General features: G+C 48.2%; 17 protein-coding genes. 4 read left to right on the top strand and 13 right to left on the bottom strand.

What is annotated here, in order from left to right; translation table 11 throughout:
* Positions 1–23: 23 nt before the first annotated feature.
* The 4 genes from WJM45_RS16725 to WJM45_RS16710 all read right to left on the bottom strand — a co-directional run bounded on the left by WJM45_RS16725 (position 24) and on the right by WJM45_RS16710 (position 4,498).
* A complete protein-coding gene (locus WJM45_RS16725; RefSeq protein WP_341326197.1) occupies positions 24–962 on the bottom strand; it encodes an Abi family protein in 939 nt (312 codons plus the stop codon).
* On the bottom strand, positions 959–1,294 hold the full coding sequence (locus WJM45_RS16720; protein ID WP_341326196.1) for a hypothetical protein: 336 nt from the start codon (positions 1,292–1,294) through the stop codon (positions 959–961). Before WJM45_RS16720 ends, WJM45_RS16725 begins: the two co-directional genes overlap by 4 nt.
* Positions 1,294–4,191 carry an SNF2-related protein gene (locus tag WJM45_RS16715; RefSeq protein WP_341326195.1) on the bottom strand — a complete coding sequence of 966 codons (2,898 nt, stop codon included), beginning with the start codon at positions 4,189–4,191 and terminating at the stop codon, positions 1,294–1,296. The genes WJM45_RS16720 and WJM45_RS16715 overlap by 1 nt, the downstream gene beginning before the upstream one ends.
* A 202-nt stretch (positions 4,192–4,393) precedes the next feature.
* The gene (locus WJM45_RS16710; RefSeq protein ID WP_341328966.1) at positions 4,394–4,498 is read right to left on the bottom strand and encodes a helix-turn-helix domain-containing protein; all 105 of its coding nucleotides are present in this window, start codon (positions 4,496–4,498) and stop codon (positions 4,394–4,396) included.
* A 2,098-nt stretch (positions 4,499–6,596) separates the two neighbouring features.
* Between WJM45_RS16710 and WJM45_RS16705 the strand changes: the two genes are divergently transcribed.
* Genes WJM45_RS16705 through yacG form a run of 4 tightly spaced genes read left to right on the top strand, consistent with a single transcriptional unit; the run spans position 6,597 to position 9,089 of the window.
* Positions 6,597–7,499: an A24 family peptidase gene (locus tag WJM45_RS16705; RefSeq protein WP_341326194.1), complete on the top strand. Its 903-nt coding sequence runs from the start codon at positions 6,597–6,599 to the stop codon at positions 7,497–7,499.
* 4 nt (positions 7,500–7,503) lie between these two features.
* The gene (gene coaE / locus WJM45_RS16700; RefSeq protein ID WP_341326193.1) at positions 7,504–8,109 is read left to right on the top strand and encodes a dephospho-CoA kinase; all 606 of its coding nucleotides are present in this window, start codon (positions 7,504–7,506) and stop codon (positions 8,107–8,109) included.
* A gap of 3 nt (positions 8,110–8,112) precedes the next feature.
* A complete protein-coding gene (zapD, locus tag WJM45_RS16695) occupies positions 8,113–8,883 on the top strand; it encodes a cell division protein ZapD (protein ID WP_341326192.1) in 771 nt (256 codons plus the stop codon).
* Positions 8,883–9,089 carry a DNA gyrase inhibitor YacG gene (yacG, locus tag WJM45_RS16690; RefSeq protein ID WP_341326191.1) on the top strand — a complete coding sequence of 69 codons (207 nt, stop codon included), beginning with the start codon at positions 8,883–8,885 and terminating at the stop codon, positions 9,087–9,089. Before zapD ends, yacG begins: the two co-directional genes overlap by 1 nt.
* A 132-nt stretch (positions 9,090–9,221) precedes the next feature.
* Here yacG and WJM45_RS16685 read toward each other — a convergent pair whose 3' ends face one another.
* The 9 genes from WJM45_RS16685 to WJM45_RS16645 form a co-directional block, all read right to left on the bottom strand.
* A complete protein-coding gene (locus tag WJM45_RS16685; protein ID WP_341326190.1) occupies positions 9,222–9,644 on the bottom strand; it encodes a hypothetical protein in 423 nt (140 codons plus the stop codon).
* Complete coding sequence (locus WJM45_RS16680) at positions 9,644–11,398, bottom strand: Hsp70 family protein (RefSeq protein WP_341326189.1); 1,755 nt, start codon at positions 11,396–11,398, stop codon at positions 9,644–9,646. Before WJM45_RS16680 ends, WJM45_RS16685 begins: the two co-directional genes overlap by 1 nt.
* 17 nt (positions 11,399–11,415) lie before the next feature.
* The gene (gene grpE / locus WJM45_RS16675; RefSeq protein WP_341326188.1) at positions 11,416–12,066 is read right to left on the bottom strand and encodes a nucleotide exchange factor GrpE; all 651 of its coding nucleotides are present in this window, start codon (positions 12,064–12,066) and stop codon (positions 11,416–11,418) included.
* On the bottom strand, positions 12,063–12,401 hold the full coding sequence (locus WJM45_RS16670) for a J domain-containing protein (RefSeq protein WP_341326187.1): 339 nt from the start codon (positions 12,399–12,401) through the stop codon (positions 12,063–12,065). The genes grpE and WJM45_RS16670 overlap by 4 nt, the downstream gene beginning before the upstream one ends.
* Before the next feature lie 5 nt (positions 12,402–12,406).
* Entirely contained in the window at positions 12,407–14,911 is a 2,505-nt protein-coding gene (locus WJM45_RS16665) for a hypothetical protein (RefSeq protein ID WP_341326186.1), read from the bottom strand.
* 208 nt (positions 14,912–15,119) lie between these two features.
* Positions 15,120–15,815, bottom strand: a complete 696-nt coding sequence (locus WJM45_RS16660; RefSeq protein ID WP_341326185.1) for a mobilization protein — start codon at positions 15,813–15,815, stop codon at positions 15,120–15,122.
* Between the two features lie 44 nt (positions 15,816–15,859).
* Positions 15,860–16,783: a transglutaminase family protein gene (locus WJM45_RS16655; RefSeq protein ID WP_341326184.1), complete on the bottom strand. Its 924-nt coding sequence runs from the start codon at positions 16,781–16,783 to the stop codon at positions 15,860–15,862.
* Positions 16,780–19,347 carry a circularly permuted type 2 ATP-grasp protein gene (locus WJM45_RS16650; protein WP_341326183.1) on the bottom strand — a complete coding sequence of 856 codons (2,568 nt, stop codon included), beginning with the start codon at positions 19,345–19,347 and terminating at the stop codon, positions 16,780–16,782. The genes WJM45_RS16655 and WJM45_RS16650 overlap by 4 nt, the downstream gene beginning before the upstream one ends.
* A gap of 660 nt (positions 19,348–20,007) precedes the next feature.
* Positions 20,008–23,391 carry a transglutaminase family protein gene (locus WJM45_RS16645; RefSeq protein ID WP_341326182.1) on the bottom strand — a complete coding sequence of 1,128 codons (3,384 nt, stop codon included), beginning with the start codon at positions 23,389–23,391 and terminating at the stop codon, positions 20,008–20,010.
* Between the last annotated feature and the right edge of the window lie 109 nt (positions 23,392–23,500).

Genomic DNA, 23,500 nt, shown 5'->3' with positions numbered 1-23,500 from the left:
TACACTGATGATTTTCATCTCTCTCATTGCCAAATAGGTTTTTGTTGCCAATCCGTAGGAAAACCCATTTTATCGGTGTCTATCCGGTGCTGGTCGATCAATTCAATCAACCGGTCTTTCCAATGATTTTCACCGCAAATAATATTCATCAAGTAGGCCAACATCACAAACGTGTTATAGAGTTTGCGCAAGCGGCGATCGCTATCGGGCAAAGTAAACAGACTATTAAGCAAATCGTTATCGCCCTTTCTCGGCAACATGGGGGTTTTGGTAAAGTCGCGGTTCCATAAACGGGCATGATGCGCGGCGTGATTTCGAACCAATGACAAATGTTCGCAGAATGAAGTCATGATTTTTTCATCTAGGCGATAAATCCGGCTAATGGATTGGCGATCGGCTCGAGTTTTAATGTTGGCAAACCATTTAGAAAGCTGCCCCATAGTCATCAGTTCAACTACGGCCCAAATAGGCGGCATCAGTTCATCATATTTCCCCGTCAGGTGTTTAATAAACTCTTCTTGGCTGCGTTTGATGTCGGTATCGAGATTGCTTAAACTTTTCCCATAAATAACAGGATTGAAAAACAATTCGGGTTTTAGATGAGGGTGTGCCGTTTGATGATTGTGACTGAGATGATAAGCGAGTTGCGTACGTAATGAGACTTCAATCCGCTCGATGGCATCCAATACCAGTAGCCGTAACTCGCGATCAAAAATATAGAGATTAAGAACATCATCGAAACCAATGTTAGGCTTAAATTGATGCGTAGCGTGATCCTGCTCAAAAGGTAAGCAGTAAGCGGCAATACGATAATAGTTAAGTTGGCTTAAAAAAAACTCAGCTTTGCTGTGATCAGCAACCGATAACCCTCGACTTTCAAGTTGAGAAACCTGGTCAGAAAAGTTGATGGGAGGTTTGGTGTAAGGAATTTTATTGCGATTGTTTCTGGCTGATCGACTCATAATTGGCCTCCAACAAGGATTGCGAAGGATTTTTCAGGTCGCCAGAAACGAGTAACCCCTCGCGGTGCGCTGATCTTACGGGAAGCGGGAGGGGTATTGTTGATCGTTATTTTAGTGGTTTGCAGTACAAAATCAAGCTGTTTTAGCTTATTGAACGCTAATGCATTGAAAGATAAAAACAAATATTTTTTTACAAGATACTGATATCTATCGGATTTGTATCCACAATGGTTTATACTGTTAGTTGGACTGGGGATGCCCGATCGGTAAAGAGCCTCGGTAGAATCATCGGGGCTTTTTATTAAAAGATGATTAACTAGCAATTTATTCACTATTTAAGACTCCAGCGGATAAAAAACAAATCTTCAACTTCTTCCTTCTGATTCAGCTTACTTTCCAACTGTTCTATGAGCGCTTCTCTACGTTCATCGACTTCATCCTGCCGATCAAACAATTCTTTTCGTTTTTTGTTGCGAGCGCGTTCCAGATCACGTTGTTTCTTCTGCCAATCTAGTTTTTCTTCCAATGTCGGCGCTATTTTGGCGTTACGCCGTACTTCTTTAATTTCCTTGTCCATTTCTTTGATGCCCTGCTTCAAACCGGATTTTAAATCATCGGCCCAATGATCAAGCTTGTTCACTTCTTCCTCGAAAAAAGCCAGATTTCGACTATTAACCATTTTGGTTATGTCATGCTGAGCTGAAATGAGCGATTGCTCGATTGAAGGACTTTCATCTAACGATTGGTGCTGGCATGATGCGGCAGGCAATTGCATCATTTTCTGGGCGGTCTCTGCGGGAATAGCTTGGCCTGCCAGCGTTTCCGCAGAAAAAAGCAGATGATCTTCGGTGCGTTCCAATGCGTCAATGCTATAACGCTGGCATTTTAAAATACCCGATTGTTCTAAAAGATCTTCTAAAACAGTGATTTTGGCACCATGTGCAGCATAATCAAAAGTAATCTCAGCAGTGGGTGTTTGTTTTGTTTTCGCGGTACTTAGCACCCATTCCCCTAGGGGATGCGTTAAGCGATAAATATGGGCTTGGGATAAAACTTCGTTTTGATGTTGGCTTCTACGAATCAATTGATAACGGCCAGTCGGCGCTTCATCAACAACCTTATGTTGCAACAAAAAACTATGATTTGATTCGTCAAATTCAGCAGAATTTTGTAATTGGTATTGGGTCACGGCCCAGAACCAGCGACTGATTTTATCTAAACGCTGTTCGGCTTGATCCAGTTGCAGTTTAAGTAAATCGTGTATGTCTTCATCAAAATTATCCAGCAATAATTGCTGAGTTTGCTTAATCCGTTGGTTAATATCGTTTTCTAGTTCGGCTTGCAGCTGTGCAAAAGCCGCTTCTATTTGTTCAGTCGTTCGACAGTTGTCATAAATATCTTGAATACGTTTTTCAAAATCGACACCAGACTCAATACTACCTAATACATCATCCGATGCCCCGAAAACACCGTTAAATAAATTAAATTTCTCTGTTAATAACTCCAACACACGCTGATCGGCGTAATTGCGCTGATTGAGAAAGTTAATCACCACCACATCAAATTTTTGCCCATAACGGTGACAACGACCAATACGTTGCTCGATTCGTTGTGGATTCCAAGGAAGATCATAATTGATAACCAACGAGCAGAATTGTAAATTAACGCCTTCGGCTGCTGCTTCGGTAGCGATCATAATTTCAGCATGATCGCGAAATCGTTCAATGAGTGCTGTTCTGCGGTCAACAGGTTTTGAACCAGTGACTTTGTCACTACCTTGGCTTGCTTTAAGCCACTGTTGATAAACTTCAGTCGCATGACTTTCGGTATTAGTACCGTTGAAAGTCACTAGTTTGTTTCGGAAACCATTTTGTTCTAAATAGTCTTTTAAATATTCTTGTGTCCGCCTTGACTCTGTAAAGATAATGGCTTTTTGAGCGGCTCCCATTTTTTTCATTTCCCGAAATCCGGTTTCCAGCGCGGTGATTAATTGCTGTGTTTTGGCATCGGTGTGGATCGCTTTACCCCAATCTATGTATGTCTTGATTTCATCTATTTCCAGTTGCAACTGTTTGAGATCAATCTCTTCTTTGAGATCAATCTCTTCATCATTGGATTCTGATGCGTGTATTTCGTCATCCAGCGTTTCCAGATATTCGTCTTCCAATTCTTCGCTTGCAATGAGTCCAGATAGAAAATCGTCATTGCTTTGAGCGGTTTGCTGTTTGAGAGCAATAAGCCGAGTCAAGATACGCTCTAACGTTGCTGTTACTGCCAATGTAGATGAGGCAAGTAATTTCCGTAAGATCAGATTGGTTAAGTGGCGTTGCCGTTTTGGCAATGCGTATGAGTCCTCCCGCAGCATAAAAGCGGAAAGTGCATCGTATAGGCGCTGTTCGTCGTCGCTGGGGTTGAAAGGCTGGGTAAAGGTTCGACGCTCGGTATATTGCACATATTCCAGAACTTGTTTTCTGAGCGTACGTTTAACAAAACCATTGAGCCGATTTTTGAGTTCCGGTAATTGGCTACTGTCATTGATATATTGCTGACGAAATATTTTGTCGTCACCAAATAACTGCTCATCAACTAAAGTGGATAGACCATAGAGCTCCATCAAGCTATTTTGAAGCGGGGTTGCCGTCAATAACAGCTTTTGCCGACCCGCCAATGCTCGCCGAAGCGTTTGACCCATTCGGTTACTCGATCGATGCGCATTGCGCAGTTTATGCGCTTCATCAATCGTGACAAGATCCCAAGGCACTGCAACTAATTCTTCCTCTACTCGGCAAGCGTAGTGATATGAAAGAATAATGACTTTTTTTTGTTGAAAAGGATTATAGATGCCTGCTTTTTTTTGCTGTCGAGTTGAAGTTGCATCGAGAATGACACAAGGCAAATTAAACTTTTCTGTGAGTTCAGCCGCCCATTGGCGACGAAGCGAAGCGGGACAAATTATCAATAAATTTCGTTTATGTTCCGCCCAAAGTTGACAAAGAACCAAACCAGCTTCGATAGTTTTACCTAAGCCTACTTCATCGGCTAGTACAACACCTTTTGACAATGGGGATCGTAACGCAAACAAAGCTGCTTCGATTTGATGGGGATTTAAATCGACACTAGCATCAAACAGAGATGTCGAAAGCCGCTCTACATTCTCACCTGATGTTTGTTTGGTCAATTCATAGGCGTAGTATTTAGCATGGTAATCGGTGAAGCTTCCTTTTTTCATAAGTACCTAACAGAAAGTCCATTGGTATTTAGAACCAAAATAACGGGTAATTTCATCAATCCTCTGTTCAAGTTCAGTTGCCGTAAACAATTTATATGGCACTAAATGTTGTTCCAGATTATCCATGTATCGCTTAGTTTCTTAAGCCAGAGCCGTCTAGGTGATGCTTAGTTTCAGTATCGTAGAAATTGTTAATAATACACTACAACTCTAAATTAGTTTTTTGTTCTTTCAATATGCGGTAAACACTTGCTATCCCGATACCCAACTCGTCTGCAACTGCTTGACGAGTCATGCCTTGCTCAATGAGCTAAATTATTTTTTTAGATTTTTCCCTTGCCGTAGGTTTCCGACCTTTATATCTACCGGCTTTTTTAGCCTTTGCAATGCCTTCAGCTTGCCTCTCTTTTTGAAAATTTGTTTCAAATTCAGCAAGCACACCCAGCGTAATTATTCACACCCCACTCACGCTCCAACGCTCCAGCGTGGTAATGCAGCCCGAGACGCTCTAGCGGCTCGTAACGCTGGAGAGGTATTCAGACACTCCCACGCAGAGCACTCGCCGTTAAACACAAGTACCGGTAAAGGTACTAAACAGAGTTTATCGACACCTGAACGGTACTGTTTGAAAAATCAGTGGATATTGAAAGTCAATGGCTTTGAAAATCGCGACGAAGGCGTTGCTCCTAAAAGGGGTTGGATGCTCTGTGGGAGCGATCCCCAGATCGTCCCTCATCTAGCGTTAGGTGAGAGTCTCGTGTGTTAAGCTACAATCAATGGTATTGAGGCCTCATTGGTTAAGATTGCAAAAGGGTAATTTAAGGCTTATGTATAACGATGAGCGCAGAGCATGGGAACGAGAATGGCCGAGGGACTGAATGCTTACTTTGTATACTCGTCGTAGATGAAAATTCGGCCTCGGAGTGCCCGTTAAAGGACGCCGTAAACCCAGCACCTAAATTAGCTATAATATTAAACATAGCTAAAGGGCTATGGAATTTAGGTGCTGGGTAAATACGTCCATGTAGGCTCTATGCCAGCTCCATGCTGGCAAAGCCTTTATCGAGCACCCCGAGGTCTCCTCCGGCACTGCCGAAATTTGAAGTGCGAAAGGTATAATTGGTGAAGATGATGGGGAACCTGTAAAACTGAAGGATTCATTGCGATTTGTTGTTCAAACAACAGGAAAAGGATTTCGGGCAAAAGACATAACTGAAAATGAAAGAAAGTTTCTGAAGAAAAGTGTTGCACAACGCTTTAGTTTTCAAGTTGATAATACGAACGTAAAGCTCAAGCTACGCGGCAAATGTTCAACTGAATTTCTAGGTCGACTATAATCAAATTATAAATAAGAAAGATGTTTCATTTTTATTTGCTTGTTCTGTTCTATCGCGTCAAAACGATTTGTTTCATTTTGCCGAAAACAAACTCGTAATCGAACAAAATTAGACACTTTTAGCTTAACCAAGCTTTAACAAGTGTAGTGCCTACCGCCTATGTTATTGAAATATAATAATTAAAAATCATGCCAAATTTAACTTTGTAGTGCCATAAAATTAATTATTGCATATTATTCAATAACCTATTGACGCGCAATGTTAAGGCTGGGTTAAAAATGAAACAGTTTAACCAATAAAACAAAAATGAAAGCCATAAATACAGAAATATTACAATGCTTTGGGCACTCTGTAGAGCCCTATAGAAAAAAATGAAACAATATTTTCAAAGGTTTTGGGGTTAGCTGTGAAAGGGTAATTATTCGCACCTCTATCGTTCCCACGCTCCGGCGTGAGAATGAAGACCGAGACGCTCTAGCGTCTCGTACCTCTGGAGCGTACTCAGGCATTCCCACGCAGAGCGCTCGCCGTTATACACAAGTATCGGTAAACTTGCTAAACAGAGGTCATCGTATACCTGGAAACGGTGCTGTTTGATAAATCTGCGGATATTGAACATCAGTGGCTTTCCCTCACCTAACGTTAGGTGAGGGACGACGAAGGCGTCGCTCCCACAAGGGGGCGGATGCTCTGTGGGAGCGATCCCCAGATCGCGATTTCGAAGTCGGGAACGTTGGGCGACAAAAAATGGTATCGAGGCCTCATTAGCTAAGATTGCAAAACAGTAATTTTTGACTTATGTATAACGATGAGCGCAGAGCGTGGGAACGATAATTTCCGGGGGGGGCTGAATAGTTACGTGAAAGGTGAAACCGGCGCTTGAGAGGCGATTTATACCTATCGCACATCAAATTTCGGTTTTTTTATCCCCTCATCCTAGCCTTCTCCCGGACGGAGAAGGTATTGAAGCGCCGAAATTTGATGTGTGAACACAATAAATGCTGCATCGTTTTACCGCTTACCGCTTACCGCTTACTGCGTTAATTTCAACAACCAACAAAAATACTCATGCAAGGACTAGAAATATTCGCCGATTCGCCGGCTGCTCTAATGGCTTTAACCGGTGTTATCGGTCTCATGGTCGGTAGTTTCCTTAACGTCGTTATTTACCGTTTGCCGATTATGATGCAAAAAAGTTGGCGCAGTGAATGCATCGATTATTTGAAGTCCACGGGGGATGCGCAATTCGTGGGTCTTGATACAGGAAGAGGGGAAACCGACTCAAAATTTAACTTAGTGTTTCCATTGTCGCGCTGTCCGCACTGCGAAACACCGATAAAGCCTTATCAAAATATTCCGGTGTTCAGTTATTTGTTGTTGAAAGGCCGTTGCGCTCAATGCAATGCGCCGATATCGAAACGCTATCCCGTTATCGAGGGATTAACCGGTTTTTTTTCGGTTTTAATCGCCTGGCATTTCGGTTATTCGGTAGAGGTTCTATTCGCTCTCATACTCACCTGGTCCTTGATTGCGCTGAGTGCAATCGATATTGACCATCAACTTTTGCCGGATTCGATTACATTACCTCTACTTTGGTTGGGTTTGTTTTTAAGTCTTTTCGATATCTTCATCGATACTCATTCTTCGATTATCGGTGCTATAGCCGGTTATTTATCACTTTGGACGGTTTATCATGGTTTCAAGCTGTTGACCGGCAAAGAGGGCATGGGATACGGCGACTTCAAGCTGTTGGCAATGTTTGGGGCTTGGTTGGGTTGGCAGTATATTTTGCCGATCATTTTGCTGTCATCCTTGGTCGGCGCCGTTACCGGCATCGCGATGGTTATTTTGGTGAAGCGCGACAAGAATATTCCAATTCCATTCGGTCCTTACTTGGCCGCGGCCGGGTGGATCGCTTTATTATGGGGCGATAAAATCAATCAGGCTTATCTCAATTTTGCCGGACTATAAAGCCATGTTGAAAATCGGTCTGACCGGCGGTATCGGTTCCGGTAAAACCACCGTCGCGGATTTATTCGCCAAACAGAATGTTCCGGTAATCGATGCCGACGATATTGCCCGCGAAGTCGTCGCACCAGGTAGTCAGGCTTTGGAACAAATTCGTCACGCGTTCGGCGAATGGGCGATTGCGGCCGACGGCAACCTCGATAGAGGCGCGATGCGTGAATTGGTTTTTGCCGATACCGAACAAAAACGTAAGCTGGAAGCGATTGTGCATCCAAAGGTACGGCAAAGCATATTGAAGCGTGTGGCATCGCTTGATGCATCTTACTGCATCATTTGCATTCCCTTGTTGGTTGAAAGCGATATGGTCAATTTAGTCGACAGAGTTTTGGTGGTCGACTGCCCCGTTGAAACCCAAATTGAGCGCGTAACAAAAAGAGATTGTCTCGACGAAAAAATTGTTCGAGCGATTATTGCTTCTCAAGCCACACGCGAACAGCGAATAGCTCTGGCCAACGATCTTATCGACAATGCCACGTCCGATTCCATGCTTGCAGAACAAGTTAAAAAACTGCACAATTTGTATCTTTACTTAAGCGTACGGCAGGATTTTTAATCAGTGAATTCCCCTATAGTCTACGAATTTCCACTCAATGAGCGAATCCGAATTTTAATACGGCTCGAGTTGCTTTTTAAACAACTGGGACATTTTTTAGAAGGGAGCACCATGGCTGATAGGCGGGCGGCAATCAATACCTTGCTCGATATTCTGACTATTTTTAGTCGTAACGATCTCAAGTCGGAAATTCTTAAAGAACTTGAGCGCCATATCAAGGTGTTGAATCAACTGGCCGGCAGCGAGGGAGTCAATGCCGAAAAAGTCAATGAAATCCTCGACGAACTTAACCAAACCAGTCATAACCTCTACGCCGCTAGCGGAAAGATCGGTTTGAAAGTGATGGAAAACGATTTGTTTCAAAGTATCTCGCAGCGAAGCTCGATACCGGGCGGAACTTGCTCGTTCGATTTACCCGCTTTTCATTATTGGCTGGAACAAGATGAGACTGTTCAACAACAAGCCTTGGAGCAATGGACTAAGCCGTTTAAGGATATTCGTAAAGCGATCGATATGATTCTAGGATTTATTAGGCAAAGTAGTACGCCGACCGAAGAAGAAGCGGAAGCAGGGTTTTATCAGTCCTCGCTTGATAAAAGCCTTCCGCTGCAATTGCTCAGAATCAGTGTCGATCGAAGCATCCCTTGTTTTGCCGAGATTAGCGGCGGCAAGCACCGTTTCACGATACGTTTCATGCGTCCTGCACCCGACGGTTCCAGGCCCACTCAAAGCCAGGACAACGTACCTTTTATGTTGACCTGCTGCCAATTCTAATGAACGGCAACGAAAAAACGTTGGTAGTTAAATGTCCGCAGTGCGGGAGCTCCGTTCCATGGACTACGCAGCAACTATTTAAGCCATTTTGCAGCGAGCGCTGCAAAATGATCGATTTGGGCGAATGGGCGGCCGAGGAGAAAAGAATTCCCGGAGATCCCGCGGTCGACGACGAGTTCTACCCGGACGATACGATATTTCATTAATCAAGAAAAAGCATTTGTCTCGCCAAATGAAAGTTTAACCGCGTAGCCCGGATGGAGCGCATGCGCAATCCGGGATGTTCGAGGTCACGCAATCCCCGTATTCCGCTTACGCTGCATACGGGCTACGCACTTTCACAGTAAATGCCAACGACTAAAGGGTTCGGAATGGTTTGTCGATCGGGCGGATAAATGATCGATGAATTCCTGGAAGCGGCTTAGCGCTTCATTATCGCCTTGTAAAACATGTAAGTTCGAGATGGTTTGACGCGCGCTCGGCCAATCTTGCCGTGCTAGAGAATCATAGAGCGCGCTGTATTGGTGGCGAATCAGAAATTCCCGAAAAATTCCGGCTTCAGGCGTTTGTCGATAGCTTAACGAACGCTTGACGGCATGTGCCGCGATGGTTGCGTGGCCTGATTCAAGCGTTTGTAGCGATAAGCCTAGCCATTGCTTGGCGAGTTGCTCGCAGCGCAGGATGCGACTTAAGTCGGCCCCGCAACGCGAGCAAGAGGGCGCGTCTTTCAGGCGCGCATTACAGCAAGGGCAGCGTTTCATTACGACTCGAGATAATAAATGATGTCGTTCAATTGTTCGACAGGCTCTTGTAGAGCGGCTTCATCGCCGGCTTCGATGCAGTCGATGATGGTTTCGATCAAATTGACCATGTCTTCTTTGTCCTCAGCGGATACCGTGTCGAATAAGGCTTCGGCTTTTTTGATTAGCTGACGGGCTTCGGCGACGGCTTTGCTTTCTGAAACATCATCGCTTGTTTCAATCTCGTTCGAGCCGGAATCCATTTGTCCGAATAGGTTATCGATGCGCCGTTTCGCGCCGGCTAGTTCTTCGGTCTCGAAGCGTGAAATCGCATTGTTGATCGTGATCGATTTTTCGAGGCCGGTTGCTTTTTCCTTGGCGGAAACATGCAGCATACCGTTCAAATCCAGGGCTAATGTCAGCGTAATGATATTGCCGGCCGGTACGTCCTGGAGGTCTTCGACCATGAACTCGCCGATTTCGATGTTGTTCAGCGCGTCTGGGTCTTCGCCTTGAAAAATTCTGACGTTGACCGATTTTTGTCCGTCCTGGAAGGTCATGAAGGCCTCGGACTTTCGTGTCGGCAATACGCTGTTCTTATGGATGAGCGGTACAAATTGGTAGGGATAGGGTTCGCCGTCCAAAAAGCCGAGTGCGCTGGTGCCGTAGGTATAAGGCGTGACATCGACCAAGACCGTTTCGACGTCTTGTCCGGCAATCATCGCGGCTTGCGTGGCCGCGCCCATGGCCACGCATAAATCCGGATCGACTTCGCTGTGCGGTTCGAAGCCGAATTCTTCGAACAAGCGCTCTCGAATACAAGGCGTTCGTGTCGAGCCGCCGACCAAGATAATTTCGTCGATGTCGGAAACCGTCAATTTCGCGCCTTTGAGTGCGATATGCAGGGCATCCATCGTCGCGTTGATGTAATCCTCGATCATGTCTTCATAATCGCCGCGCGACAATTCCAGGGTTAGGTGGATAGGCGCGCCTTCGTGTTCAAGTAGATATTCTTCTTCGATCTGCGCGAAAGGTTCGTCGGATAATACCAGCTTGGCGTTTTCGGCCGCGCGCGTGATGCGCGCCAACGCCTTGCTATGCTCGGAAATATTAATGCCGTGCTGTTCCTTGATATGGTCTTGAATATGATTGACGATTTGTTGATCGAAGTCGTCGCCGCCGAGATGGTTGTCGCCATGGCTCGATAAGACTTCGACGACGCCGGCTTGGACATTGACGACAGAAACGTCGAAGGTACCGCCGCCCAAATCGTACACCAACATGCGTTTGGCTTCGTCTCGGCCGGCACCGTAAACCAAAGCGGCAGCGGTCGGTTCATTGATCATCCGTACGACTTCGAGACCTGCGATTTCGCCGGCTTCATGCGTCGCTTGGCGCTGCGCATCGGAAAAATAAGCCGGTACGGTAATAACGGCTTTGCTTATCGATTGGCCGACATGCTTCTCGGCTATCGCTTTCAGCCGTTTCAAGATGATCGCAGAAATTTCTTGCGGCGTATAATCAAGGCCGGCCATTACGACGTGGGTATCTTGCCCCATCAACCGCTTGATCGATTTGACGGTGCGTTCCGGATAAATCAAGTATTGGTTGCGGGCGGTTTCTCCGACAAGTATTTCGCCGTTGTCGTCGATGCCGACCACGGACGGTAATATTTTTTTGCCGTCGTCGGTAATGACATGCACTTTGCCGTTTTCGACGATGGCGACTTCGGAGTTAGTCGTTCCGAGGTCGATTCCGATAATGATTTCATTCATAGTGTTTTTGTCTAATGTTAGAGTTTATTGACTTTGACTTCGGCTAGTCTCAGTATTTGGTCTTCAAATAGAAAACCCTTGCGGAGTTCTTCGAGCACGATACCGTTTTCCAGTTTCGTGTCATGGCCGACTTCGAGCGTCTTCATCGTATGGGCATCGAAAGGCTTACCGACACAGTCGATCGAAAAAACATTTCGTCGCTGCAACAATTGTTCGAAGCGTTTTAGCGTGATTTCCTGGCCCTTGGCGAAACCGTTGATAAAACGTACGTCTTGTTTTTTCGAATGATTGAACAAGGCATCGACCGGACGGTAATTTTGCAGTACTCGAAAGCCTTCGCTGAGTCGGTCGTAAATATCGATAATGTCGAGCAGTAGCGTGCGCTGAGACTCTCTCACTTGTTGCTTAAGACGCTCGGCCGACGCGGTCAGTTCGTTCGCCAATACTTGGTTATCGGTTTTGAGAGCGGACACGGCTTCGTTGAGTGTGTCGAGCGTTGCCTTGAATTGCCGGGACTCGGCCTTGACTTCGCTTTTCAAACCGGCTAGATCGGTGAATAAAACCGTCAAATCCGGTTGATCGACCGCCGCCAAATGCGCAAAGTCGGTTTGTTCCAAATAATGCTGTAAGGTATCGAGCAATTCGGCTGGAGGTGTTTCGGTGTTCATGATGACTTGTTTTTAATGGCGCCCGTAACGGCATTGTCGATTGAGACGGCATTCAGTAACCTGAAAAAGTCGTTAGGATTCAGGGAGCGTAGCTCGGTTTTTTGCTGGAAAGCCTGATCCAGTAATACATTGAAGTCGGTTTCCGGGAAATGAAATAATTTCAAATTAAGGCGGCTGTCGCTGTCTTTGATCGTTTCATAGGCTTGTTGAATTTGCTGAAAGCGTTCTTGATCGCGATCGGGCGGGTTTTCCTTAACCAAGTTTAAATAAGCCTGCTTGATCTCGGTATCGTTGGCATGTTCGGAAACGCCGAGAATTTGATAGGGTGTCGTCATGTCGGTTAGTAGGGGTCAAACGGGAAAGAAAACGGTTCGTCGTCAGTGAAAAATTCGATGATTTCGTCAAGGCTCAAATCGATATCGATACGCAAGGATTGAGCGGCTTCGAACATCATGATCGCCACTAGAAAGCTCGGGTCCATCAGTAATTCGACGAGCAGGTTCGGGTCGACTCTTCCGGCGTATTTCGTCAGCGTATCCATCATGAGCTGTTCCGGCGATGATTTATTCATCATTTCTTCAAACTTTTTCCCGATTTTGATCATATTCCGCTTCGGCACATGATCGAACAAATCCTCGATAATTTCGGGGTCGAATCCGCTTTCGTCTTCGTCAAAACCGCTTTCGTAAAAGTCGTCTTCATCGGCGAAACCGAATGGATTTTGAAAGCCGATGGAGCGTTCGATAAAACGTCTAATCTTGAATTCGGTCTTACTGTCTTTTTGTTGATGCGCGATTTCGATCGCGTTTTGCAGTCTTAGCGTCCAGGAAATATCGAGGCGGCTCGGATCGCCCTGGCATTCCGCAACGACTCGGTAATACGACCAGATCGGTTTTTCCCAAACGCCATCGGCCGATTTCGCGCATTGTTTCAATAAATCGAAATGTTCGATCTCTTCGAGCGTTTGGCACCAAGCTAGGAGCGCCTGTTCGCCGTAATTGAGCAATTTCATCGATTTTTTCAGCGGCGCCTTGATTTTATCGAGCGCTTTGAGCACTACGTCGAGCTTTTCGAGCTGTTCGCCGTAGCGTTTGAGCAATTCCGTCAAGTGCAGTAGTTCCGGTTCGGATAGCTCGTAAGCTTTGACGGCCGGCAATTGTTTTGCGATGGGTGCGTAGGGGACATCCATCAAAGCCGATTCGATAAAGCCTTGGAAGTGAGCGGTTGCAGGCCCCGGATTCATTGATTGTAGAGTATCGGCTATGGCTTTGAGGCCGCGGTCCTTATCTTCGGCGGCCCAAATGTAAAATCCGCGAATTAAGTCCGATTGCCTCAGTAGAGTCTTATCGATCGATAATTGTTCGGCCGCTTGAAGTTCTTTGTCGACCAGATGGAATTTTTGGGTTTTAATCAATTTGCGGGCATGCGCTAAGTGACTTGAAAACAACAACTCTTTGGCCAGCGTATTGACCGGGTCGATTTTCAACAAGTCCTGTGCGTATTTGGCGGCCTTCTTGAAGGCTTTTTTGCGCATGGCGGACTTGGCGGCGCAAACCAGCATCTCGATGTCTTTCGGAAGGTGTTCCAGGCCTTTAGCCAGCCATATCGCATGTTCTTCCGGATTCGGGTCTTCCTGTTCGAAATAATCCAATATTTTTAAATAGCTGCCTCGGTCGTTCGGGTCGTATTGTAAGCTATCCATGAAGAATCCGACAGCCAGGCTAGGCGGAAGTTTTTGAGTCAAATGTCTGTATATCAATGCGATTTTTTTATGGTTTTCCGGTCCTTGGGCTTTTAACGCCTCAATGTAATGCAGCCAGTGATGTTCGGCTTCATCGAGGTCATGGTTTTCTTCGTGGATCAAGGCCTGAATACGCTCGCTTTCGATCGAGTCTTTTGCGGCGAAGTTTTTCAGAAAGTCTTTACGTCCGGCGGGGTAGCGTGCCAGCATGGCTTGGCAAAAGCGACTCGCCGCTTCGTTTCCGATCAGTTCGCGGTAGCGGATGGCTAAATTGAATTGCGCTTTGTCGGTCGGATTGTTGCGTTGCTTGTTTATAGCGTCGAGCAATTCAAGCTGCTTATTCGATAAGCCTTTGGCCTTGGCGATCAGTCGGCGTTGGCTATCTTGAAGTTGCAGCGAGGCTTCAACGAAAGCCGATCCTTGAAACATATAGGCGGTCAAAGCATTCGCCGCCGGACGATAGGGCGAGTTATCCGGAATTTTCGACAATAAGGTGTGCGCTTGCTCGATCGACGCCGGCAGGGATAGTTGCGCTTTCAGTAAGGACCGAAGGTCACGGAAGGCGGAACGGAAGGGTAGCTTTTTCAGTAATTCGTCGATATGTTCGAGCCGGTTGCTCCGGTAAGCCTCGAGAGCGTCGCGAACCGTTTGCCAATGTAGCATTACAGCCGAGTCATGCGGTATATGCGCTTCAATGCCGGGGTATTCGCAAACCAATAAAAAACCCAACCAGACTGCAAGATCGGGATGGTTTTTATCCAGTTGTTCGGCATCGATTCGATCGAGTCTTGCGAAAGCTTTCTGTGTGTTATTAACCGACAACAGCCATAAAATATAAGCCTCTAAAGCGGCCAGGGGCGGCTCCGCCCATTCCGAATAATTTTCCCACAATACGGCGGCTTCCTTCGGCATGCCTTTTTCCGCCATGTTCAATGCTCTTTGCAAATAACACTCGGCTAGCTTTCGGCGCCAATCCGGATTTTCGGAGTGTTTTAGCAATTTTTTATAGATTTCGGCGGCGTTTTTATATCGTCCTGCCAAAAAGTGCGAGGATGCGTTTTTTTCTAGACTAGTGTCGGGTGGTGCGGAAGGGGCTTTTTTCATGAAGTGGTCTGGCCGAAATGAAAATGATCTGGGTTATGAAAATGCGGGTGGAAAGCTTTTGGATTGTACATTATTGCTTGTCCATGAGTCGATTAGCTTAATCGAACTCTAAACGCATTTTTATAATTAACGGCTCATTATCATCCGGCCATGGTCAATATTCAACTTGTATAATTTGAATAACTCATGGGTGCCCGCTTTTGCGTATTCAAATACCAATTGATTTCAATTCGTTATAAGCCTGTTTTAGCCAAGTTTTGACGCGTTGCCTTTCCAGTAAACCCAAGGCATTAGGATTGTCGACGGTCTTGTTTTGAGCAGCCCAAAAGCTCGAGCTGTTTGCATCGACTTTGGTCATGACCGGTGTATGCAGGCGTTTTAAGGTGATCAATTTGGCATTTAATCCCAATGCTCGTTCTTTGATGCCTGATTGTTCCAAAATAGTAAAATCTCCATCCCGAAGTTGATTCAGAACCAAGACATAATTCAATTTCGCATCGTATTGATCCAGAAGTTTCCCTAGCAGGTCGACGCAATCCTTTCCCGAGTCCATGACATTCCAATATTGAATGGTAACGCCCAGTTCTTCGGCCAATTCGAGCACTCCGGATTCCTCTAACCATTTAGACAAGGGATAGTGGGTTTGCGCGGCAAGATCGACGAGTATTTGCTGCTCCGGGTTTTCCGCCGCGGTTTCGATGATTTTATCGAGGCTTTCATAGTTGTCGACGATAGTGGGCGACGCATAGTCGGCATAAAAACGCAGTAAAGAACCGTGTGAGCGATCGGTATCGAAACCGATGAACGGGATTTCATGGTCGATCATATACTGCGCCAGTAATCGGGCAACGACGGATTTACCGACGCCGCCTTTTTCTCCGCCGATTAGATGTATGGTACTCATTGGTTTTCCTTTAAGTAAAATGAAATGAAATAATCCGCACGTTTTTAACTTTCTAGCCTCAGCACGTCGACCGAAACCGACAGGCTGTGTTTGCCGCCGCCGAATGCAATGCCTTTAAGCGGAGTGACATCGGCATAGTCGCGTCCCCACGCCAGGGTGATATGTTGATCGGCGGGGAGTTTGTTATTGGTGGGGTCCAATTCCAGCCAGCCGCTGCCCGGCACGAATACGGCAAACCAAGCATGCGATGCATCGGCGCCGACTAATCTCTCGGTACCCGGTGCCGGCAAAGTTTCGATGTAGCCGCTAATATAGCGGGCTGCTAAGCCGAGCGATCTCAAACAGCCTATCGCCAGATGCGCAAAATCTTGGCAGACGCCGCGTCGATGCTGCATGACATCGGCCAACGGCGTAGCAATTGTCGTGAAGGACGGGTCGTAAGTAAAATCTTGATAAATGCGCTTCATTAAGTCGGTCACCGCATCGATCAGTGGAGTTCCGGGCGCGAATGAAGGACGGGCATAATCGCCTAATTCGATTCCGGATGTCACCATGGGTGAGTCGAGCGTGTATTGTCTGGCCTCGAGTAGTGCTTCATAAGAACCGTGCCCCGTTGTTAATTGACTCTGTGCTTGCTGAGCCGGATTGGCGGACAATTTGTCCCTGGCGTCTTCCCAGCTTATAGGGTTATCTTGAAAGACTTGATTGGATTCCGCCAGCACTTCAACCTCGCTTACGGCAGTGACAGTTAATTTAGAGTGAGGTTTTTGAATCGCGAAGTAGGCGATTCGATTACCGAAAAAGTCGAGTCGTTCCTGAAAGTCAGAGGGTTCCGGGTTGATATCGAAGCGGCTGGCCGAACATTGCTGCCTCGGAAAATCGCGAGGCTGTAATCGGGCTTCATTCTGACAGAGGCCGACCTCATGAGCATAATGGTAATTCGTGATGTGGGTGATGCGATATTTCACAACTCATCCTCCAGTTGTGTCGGATTCAATTGATGCGGCCCTTCGGCATGACTGAAATAGGCTTTTGCGATCATTTCCGATGTGCGCCACATTAATTTCGAGGTGTCCGCCAGCGCTTCGTCGAGAGCCGAATAGATAACGCTGTCTTCCCGAGTTTTGGTTAACGCGGTGATGTCGATTAGGCGTATTTTGGTAAACGCCTCGAGCACCAGCTTTTCCTCGGCGCTAATGCGAACCTTACCGCGCTCCCGAGGCAAAGCTTTGACATAGTCGTAAAGTTGATTAAGCTGATAGACCAATGAACGAGGATGCGTTTGATCGAGCACCAGCAGCTCTAAAACCATCGGTAATTGTACGAACGACCGGTATCGTCGTTGATAAATGCTCAAGCTGTCGGTCGTCATCAATACCGCTTCCAATAATTGATATTGGGTGCTGTCCTCTTGTTTGATCACGACAGTCGCGCGCAGCAATGCAATCAATGACAAACAGCGTTCCAGGCGACGACCGCCGTCCAGCATCAACCAACCGGCTTCGCGGGTCATACTTTCGCTGGTCAAACCGGTAAATGCGACGATCGCTGAAATCAAATCGTCTAATTTACTTTGTAGAGCGCCGATTTCCAAAGGTTGATTGAATGTTCCGGCGCGCCAGCAACGCCGGATATCGTCGATACTTCGCCAAGTATCTTGCGACCACAAATCGCGAATGCTAAAGGCGGATTGCGTAAAGGCATGAATGCTTGAAGGAATCGTGCCGTGACGCTCGGCATCTTTGATCAATTCTGTTAGTTCGGGTAAAGGATTCGTCAATAATGACGGGTCGCCGTTTACAAACCCCGGGTAGGTCACCGTGACATGCGTTAACGCGCGTAATAAGGTTTTGAGACAGTCGGCATCGCTGTATTCGGTATAATCCTGGGCTTCTCGCCATTTTTGCAGCACGGTTCGGAGCAATCTCGCGGCGGATTCGATGCGTTCCAGATTACGGCCGACCCAATACAGATTATCTGCGGCTCGGCTTGGCAAGGGCTCGTTGATCGCCTCGACAATATGATCTCGGCGCGGTTGCAACCAAATGCTGACTTGTTGATCGGGTTGGTCCGCCAGCACCCAGGTATCTTTGCTGATGCCGCCGGCCTGGTTCGAGACGACCAAATTATCTTTGAGGGGGGAAATCCGCGTCAAGCCGCCGGGCATTGCTTGATAACCATCCTCACCGGCGACGACGAAATTACGAAGAATCGCATTGCGCGGTGCGATTTGCCCGTCCACGAAAGCCGGTACCGTTGAAAAACCGACCTGTTCCTGCCCGACATACAAATAAGGTTTAGCCAGAATCGCAGCGCGTAATTGACTTTTTTCCTGGGAGCTTAAGTTGGCGCCGAATACTGCGTGAATACCGGAGGCTCGGTCGATTTGTTTAATCACCAAGCGGCCGAGATTTTCCAGTACGAAGTTGCATTCCCGGCGTTGTCCGCACCACCAAGTGGCCACCGACGGCAATAATAATTCTTGGCCTAACAAATGGCGCGACAGTCTGGGTAAAAAAGCCAATAAAGCATTGTTTTCCAAAACGCTGCTGCCCAAAGGATTGGCGACCGCGACATTGCCGCGTCTGACCGCTTCCAAAAGCCCGGCGACACCTAGGCGCGAGATGGATTTTAATTCCAAGGGATCGCAAAACGAATCGTCGACGCGCCGTAAGATGACGTCGACTTGTTGCAGTCCTTGCACAGACTTTAGCCAAACCCGTCCGTCTCTGACGGTTAGGTCGTCGCCTTGCGCCAAGGTGTAACCGAGTTGCGACGATAAATAAGCATGCTCGAAATAGGTTTCGTTGAAAGGACCCGGCGTCAACACGACGATTCTGGAATCGGCCCTGGAGGTCGGGGATCGGTTTGCCAATCCGGTTCGAAGCGCGCGGAAAAAACCGGCGAGACGATGAACCTGCGATTCGCCGAACAAATCAGGCAGTACGCGCGTCATCACCGACCGGTTTTCTAACGCGTAGCCGGCTCCCGAAGGCGCTTGAGTACGGTCGTCCAGTACCCACATGCGCCCGTCCGGTCCTCGAGCCAAGTTGGCGGAATATAGAAATAATTGTCGCTCGGTATCGGGCAAAGTTCCGACGCAGGGTCTTAGGAAACCTTCATGACCGTAAACCAGTTCGACCGGTAACAAACCTTTTTTCAGGAGGCTTTGCTCGCCGTAAATGTCTTTCAATATTAGGTTGAACAATTCGGCGCGCTGTATCAAACCTGCCTCGATCACGGCCCATTCTTCACTGCTGATCAACAGCGGAATCGGGTCGAGTTTCCATGGCCGGCTCAGGCTTTGCGCGTCGGCATAAACGTTATAAGTTACGCCGTTTTCACGCAATAAACGCTGGGCTTCGCGGCGGCGGTGCTCCAATTCGTCACGACCGATTTGCTCGATCGAATTCATGAAATGTTCCCAATAAGGCAGTACTTTGCCTTTATCGGCATACATTTCATCGTAGCCGGTCAGTTGCGTGGCGTAGTGCTGAGCACCGATTTCTTTTGCGAGAGCGCTATTATTCATAGGCTAATTCGATCGAGTCGGGTCACAAAGGCTCCGTTAGAGTATCCTGGAAAATTATTTCACCATATCGTTCATGAAGGTCTAGCCATCGTCTCGGCAAATGAAAGTTCTCTGGTGGGGAGGGTGCGGTCACTCGCCCGACAGGACGCCGTAAACCCAGCACCTAAATTCCATAGGTCTTTGGCAATGATTAAAAATCATGGCTTATTTAGGTGCTGGGTAAATACGTCCATGTAGGCTCGACGGCGGCTCCCTGCCGCCGACGCCTGTCGACCGAGCAACCGCCCCCTCTTCGGAACCGGCATTGTATTGAATATCGAAAAACTAGATTAAGATTTCAAATCCGCGAACTTTCACAGTAACGATCATGAAGAAGCTGTCATCGCCCCGGCAAATGAAAGTGCGAGGGATGGCTGGGTACGGTCACTCGCCCGACAGGACGCCGTGAATACGTACATGTAGGCTCGACGGCGGCTTTCCCTGCCGCCGACGCCTGCCGGTCGAGCAACCGCACCCGCTTCGGTTCGCGTACTTTCACAGTAAGATCATGAAGCGACATGAAAAATTACACTTTTGATCTTATAGTCTTTTTCTTCATTGTCTTCATGTGCTTCATGGTGAATATTGCTTTGTTCTTGAACGCATCCAACACTCGCTATCTTAATATCGCCGTCTCAAATCGAGCGTGTACGGATATTCTTTATTAGGTTCCTCGGGCGGCGGCGCCATCGGTCTTGGCGGGTCCTTATGAGGTATGAAACTGACTCCGCTATCGGACGGCAAAATGACCGGAGGTCTTTCTATCTCACCCGGCGTATGTCCGTAATTCCAGAAACGGGTAATCCTTCTGGCCTCGGCCTCATAGGCATTGACCGGAAAGGTCTCGTAACTGCGGCCGCCCGGGTGGGCGACATAGTAGGTGCAACCGCCGATCGCGCGTCCGTTCCAAGTGTCGATGATATCGAATACCAAGGGTGTATGCGGGCTTATGGTCGGGTGCAACGCCGATGGCGGCTGCCAGGCCCGGTAGCGGATTCCGGCGACGAATTCGTCCTTGCGGCCGGTATTTCTGAGCGGAACATGTCGTCCGTTACAAGCCAACACATAACGCGAATCGGTCAACCCGGTCACCTTCACTTGCAGTCGTTCGACCGACGAGTCGACGAAACGTGCCGTGCCGGTATTGCTGACTTCCTCGCCCAGAACATGCCAAGGTTCGATCGCAAAACGCAATTCCAAATCGATTCCTTCGACGACCGTATTGCCGTAATGCGGAAAGCGGAATTCTAAAAATGGGTCGAACCAGTCCAATTGAAACGGGTAGCCGGCGCGCTGCAAATCGTCGACGACTTGGCGCATGTCTTCTCTGACATAATGCGGCAATAAAAAACGGTCGTGCAGTTCGGTGCCCCAGCGAACCAATTTATGCCGGTAAGGTTCGCGCCAAAACCAAGCGACAAGCGAGCGCAGCAATAAAGCTTGAACCAGCGCCATGCGCTCATGCGGCGGCATTTCGAAGGCGCGCAGTTCCAATATACCGAGACGTCCGGAAGCGCTGTCCGGCGAATACAGTTTATCGATACAAAACTCGCTTCGGTGAGTGTTGCCGGTAATATCAGTCAGCAAATGCCGCAATAAGCGATCGATCAACCACGGCGAAGGCGCTTCGCCTTCGGGAATCTGTTGAAACGCGATCTCCAGTTCATAGAGTTTTTCATCGCGGCCTTCGTCGACACGCGGTGCTTGGCTGGTCGGCCCGATGAACATACCGGAGAATAAATAGGACAGCCCCGGATGATGTTGCCAATAAGTGATCAAGCTACGCAATACATCGGGCCGGCGCAGCAGCGGACTATCGGCCGGCGTTTCGCCGCCGATCGTGATGTGATTGCCGCCGCCGGTGCCGGTATGGCGCCCGTCCAGCATGAATTTTTCGGTGCCCAAGCGGACTTGGCGCGTCTGATCGTACAGGATATGCGTATTGTCGGCCAATTGCTTCCAGCTTCGGGATGGATGTATATTGACCTCGATGACGCCGGGGTCGGGCGTGACCATCAAGCGTTCGATGCGGTAATCGCGCGGCGGCTCATAACCCTCGAGTACGACCGGAATCGACAATTGATCGGCGGTCGCTTCGATTGCCGCGATCAGTTCCAGATAATGCTCGAGCATCGTCAACGGCGGCAGAAATACATGGACTCGCCCTTCGCGAGCCTCGACGCATATTGCTGTATGAGGCACTTCGACGACATCGATGTCTTTGGCGTCGGCGGGCGGGCTTTGTTCGTGGATTTCCGGATGGCTGGCGGCGATTTCTTGAAAATGGCTATAGCGTTGTGCGACTTCGCCGTAATAGTCACCCAACTCCGGCAGCGTCTCGAACAAACTACGCTCATGGGTTATTTCGCGTTTTTCCGGCGCGACCCACGGCAAGCTGTCGAGCGGCAAGCGCAGACCCATCGGCGAATTACCGGGAATCAAAAACAACTGTCCGCGTTTGAATTGCCATGGACCGCTTTGCCAGGATTGTTTGCTCCAATTCCATTTAACCGGAAGCGCGAAGCCGGCCGGTCGGTTCAAGCCGGCATCCAATAATTTAGCCAGCGTTTTGCGTTCGGCCGGATCTTTTAAGCGATACTGTAGCGGGTCGATATTGACCGGCAGCATCTCTTCTTGCCAAAGGTGATAAAAAACGTCTTCGTAGGCCGCGGAAATGTGTCTGCCCGTCAAACCCAAACGACGGGTCAGGTGTTCGACGAATTGCCTGGCCTGGTCGGGCCCATGTCCGTAATCGATTTTGATATCGGCCAGTAATTCGGGGTTGCGCCAAATCGGCGTGCCGTCCTTGCGCCAAAAGATACCGTATTGCCAACGCGGCAAGGGTTCGCCCGGATACCATTTGCCTTGGCCGTAATGCAACATCGCACCCGGCGCGAACACGTCGCGCAAGCGCTTGGTCAAGGCTTGGGCGCGCTCGCGTTTATGCGGGCCGTCCGCACGCGTATTCCATTCCGCGCCTTCCATGTCGTCGATCGACACGAAGGTCGGCTCGCCGCCCATCGTCAAGCGCACGTCGTCTTGCTGCAATTGCGCGTCGACCTGTTGGCCGAGCGCATCGATATAGTACCATTGCTCGTCGGTATAAGGCTTCGTGACACGCGGGTCTTCGTGTAGACGCATGACCGTATTGCTGAATTCGAATTCGACTTCGCACTTGTCGGTCGCGCCGGTGACCGGCGCCGCGCTAACCGGGTCGGGCGTACAAGCTAGCGGAATATGACCCTCTCCGGCCAGCAAGCCGGAAGTCGGATCCAGGCCGATCCAACCCGCGCCGGGAATATATACCTCGGCCCAGGCATGCAGATCGGTAAAATCGTGCTCGGGACCTGACGGGCCGTCCAGCGATTTCATGTCGGCGGTCAGTTGCACCAGATAACCTGAGACGAAGCGCGCGGCGAGTCCTAGATGCCTTAGAATCTGAACCAATAGCCAACCCGAATCGCGGCATGAACCGTTGCGTTTTTCGAGCGTTTGTTCGGGCGTTTGAATGCCGGGTTCCATGCGAATGTTATAGCTGACATCCTTGAAGACCTGGCGATTTAAATCGACCAAAAAATCGTTGATGTTACGCGGGGTCAAATCAAAATCGGCCACCCATTGTTTCAATAAAGGGCCGTCTTCGGTCACTTCCAAAAAAGGCGTCAGTTCCCGGGCCAATTGTTTATCGTATTGAAAAGGGTATTTTTGCGCATATTCCTCGACAAAAAAATCGAATGGGTTAATAACCGTCATGTCGGCGATCACTTCCACTTCGACTTTGAGCGAGCGTGTTTTTTTCGGAAACACGACCCTGGCCAGAATATTTCCGAACGGGTCCTGCTGCCAATTGATGAAATGATCTTCGGGTTCGATACGCAACGAATAACCCTTGATGGGGGTTCTCGAATGCACCGCCGGTCTCAGGCGAAACACATGGGGCGACAACGAGACGGCGCGGTCGAAGAGATAAGCGGTTTTGTGACTGATGGCCACGCGAATTGTCATGATATTAATCCTATAAAGCCTATTCGATTGAGCCGTTTCCCGGGGATAGCGAAAAACGAAACAAGCAGCGGTGAATACTTTTCGGGCGTATGATGCAAAAGCAAAACGG

It is taken from the genome of Methylotuvimicrobium sp. KM2 (assembly GCF_038051925.1).
GTDB lineage: Bacteria > Pseudomonadota > Gammaproteobacteria > Methylococcales > Methylomonadaceae > Methylotuvimicrobium.
This window is presented reverse-complemented; position numbering and strand designations above follow the sequence as displayed.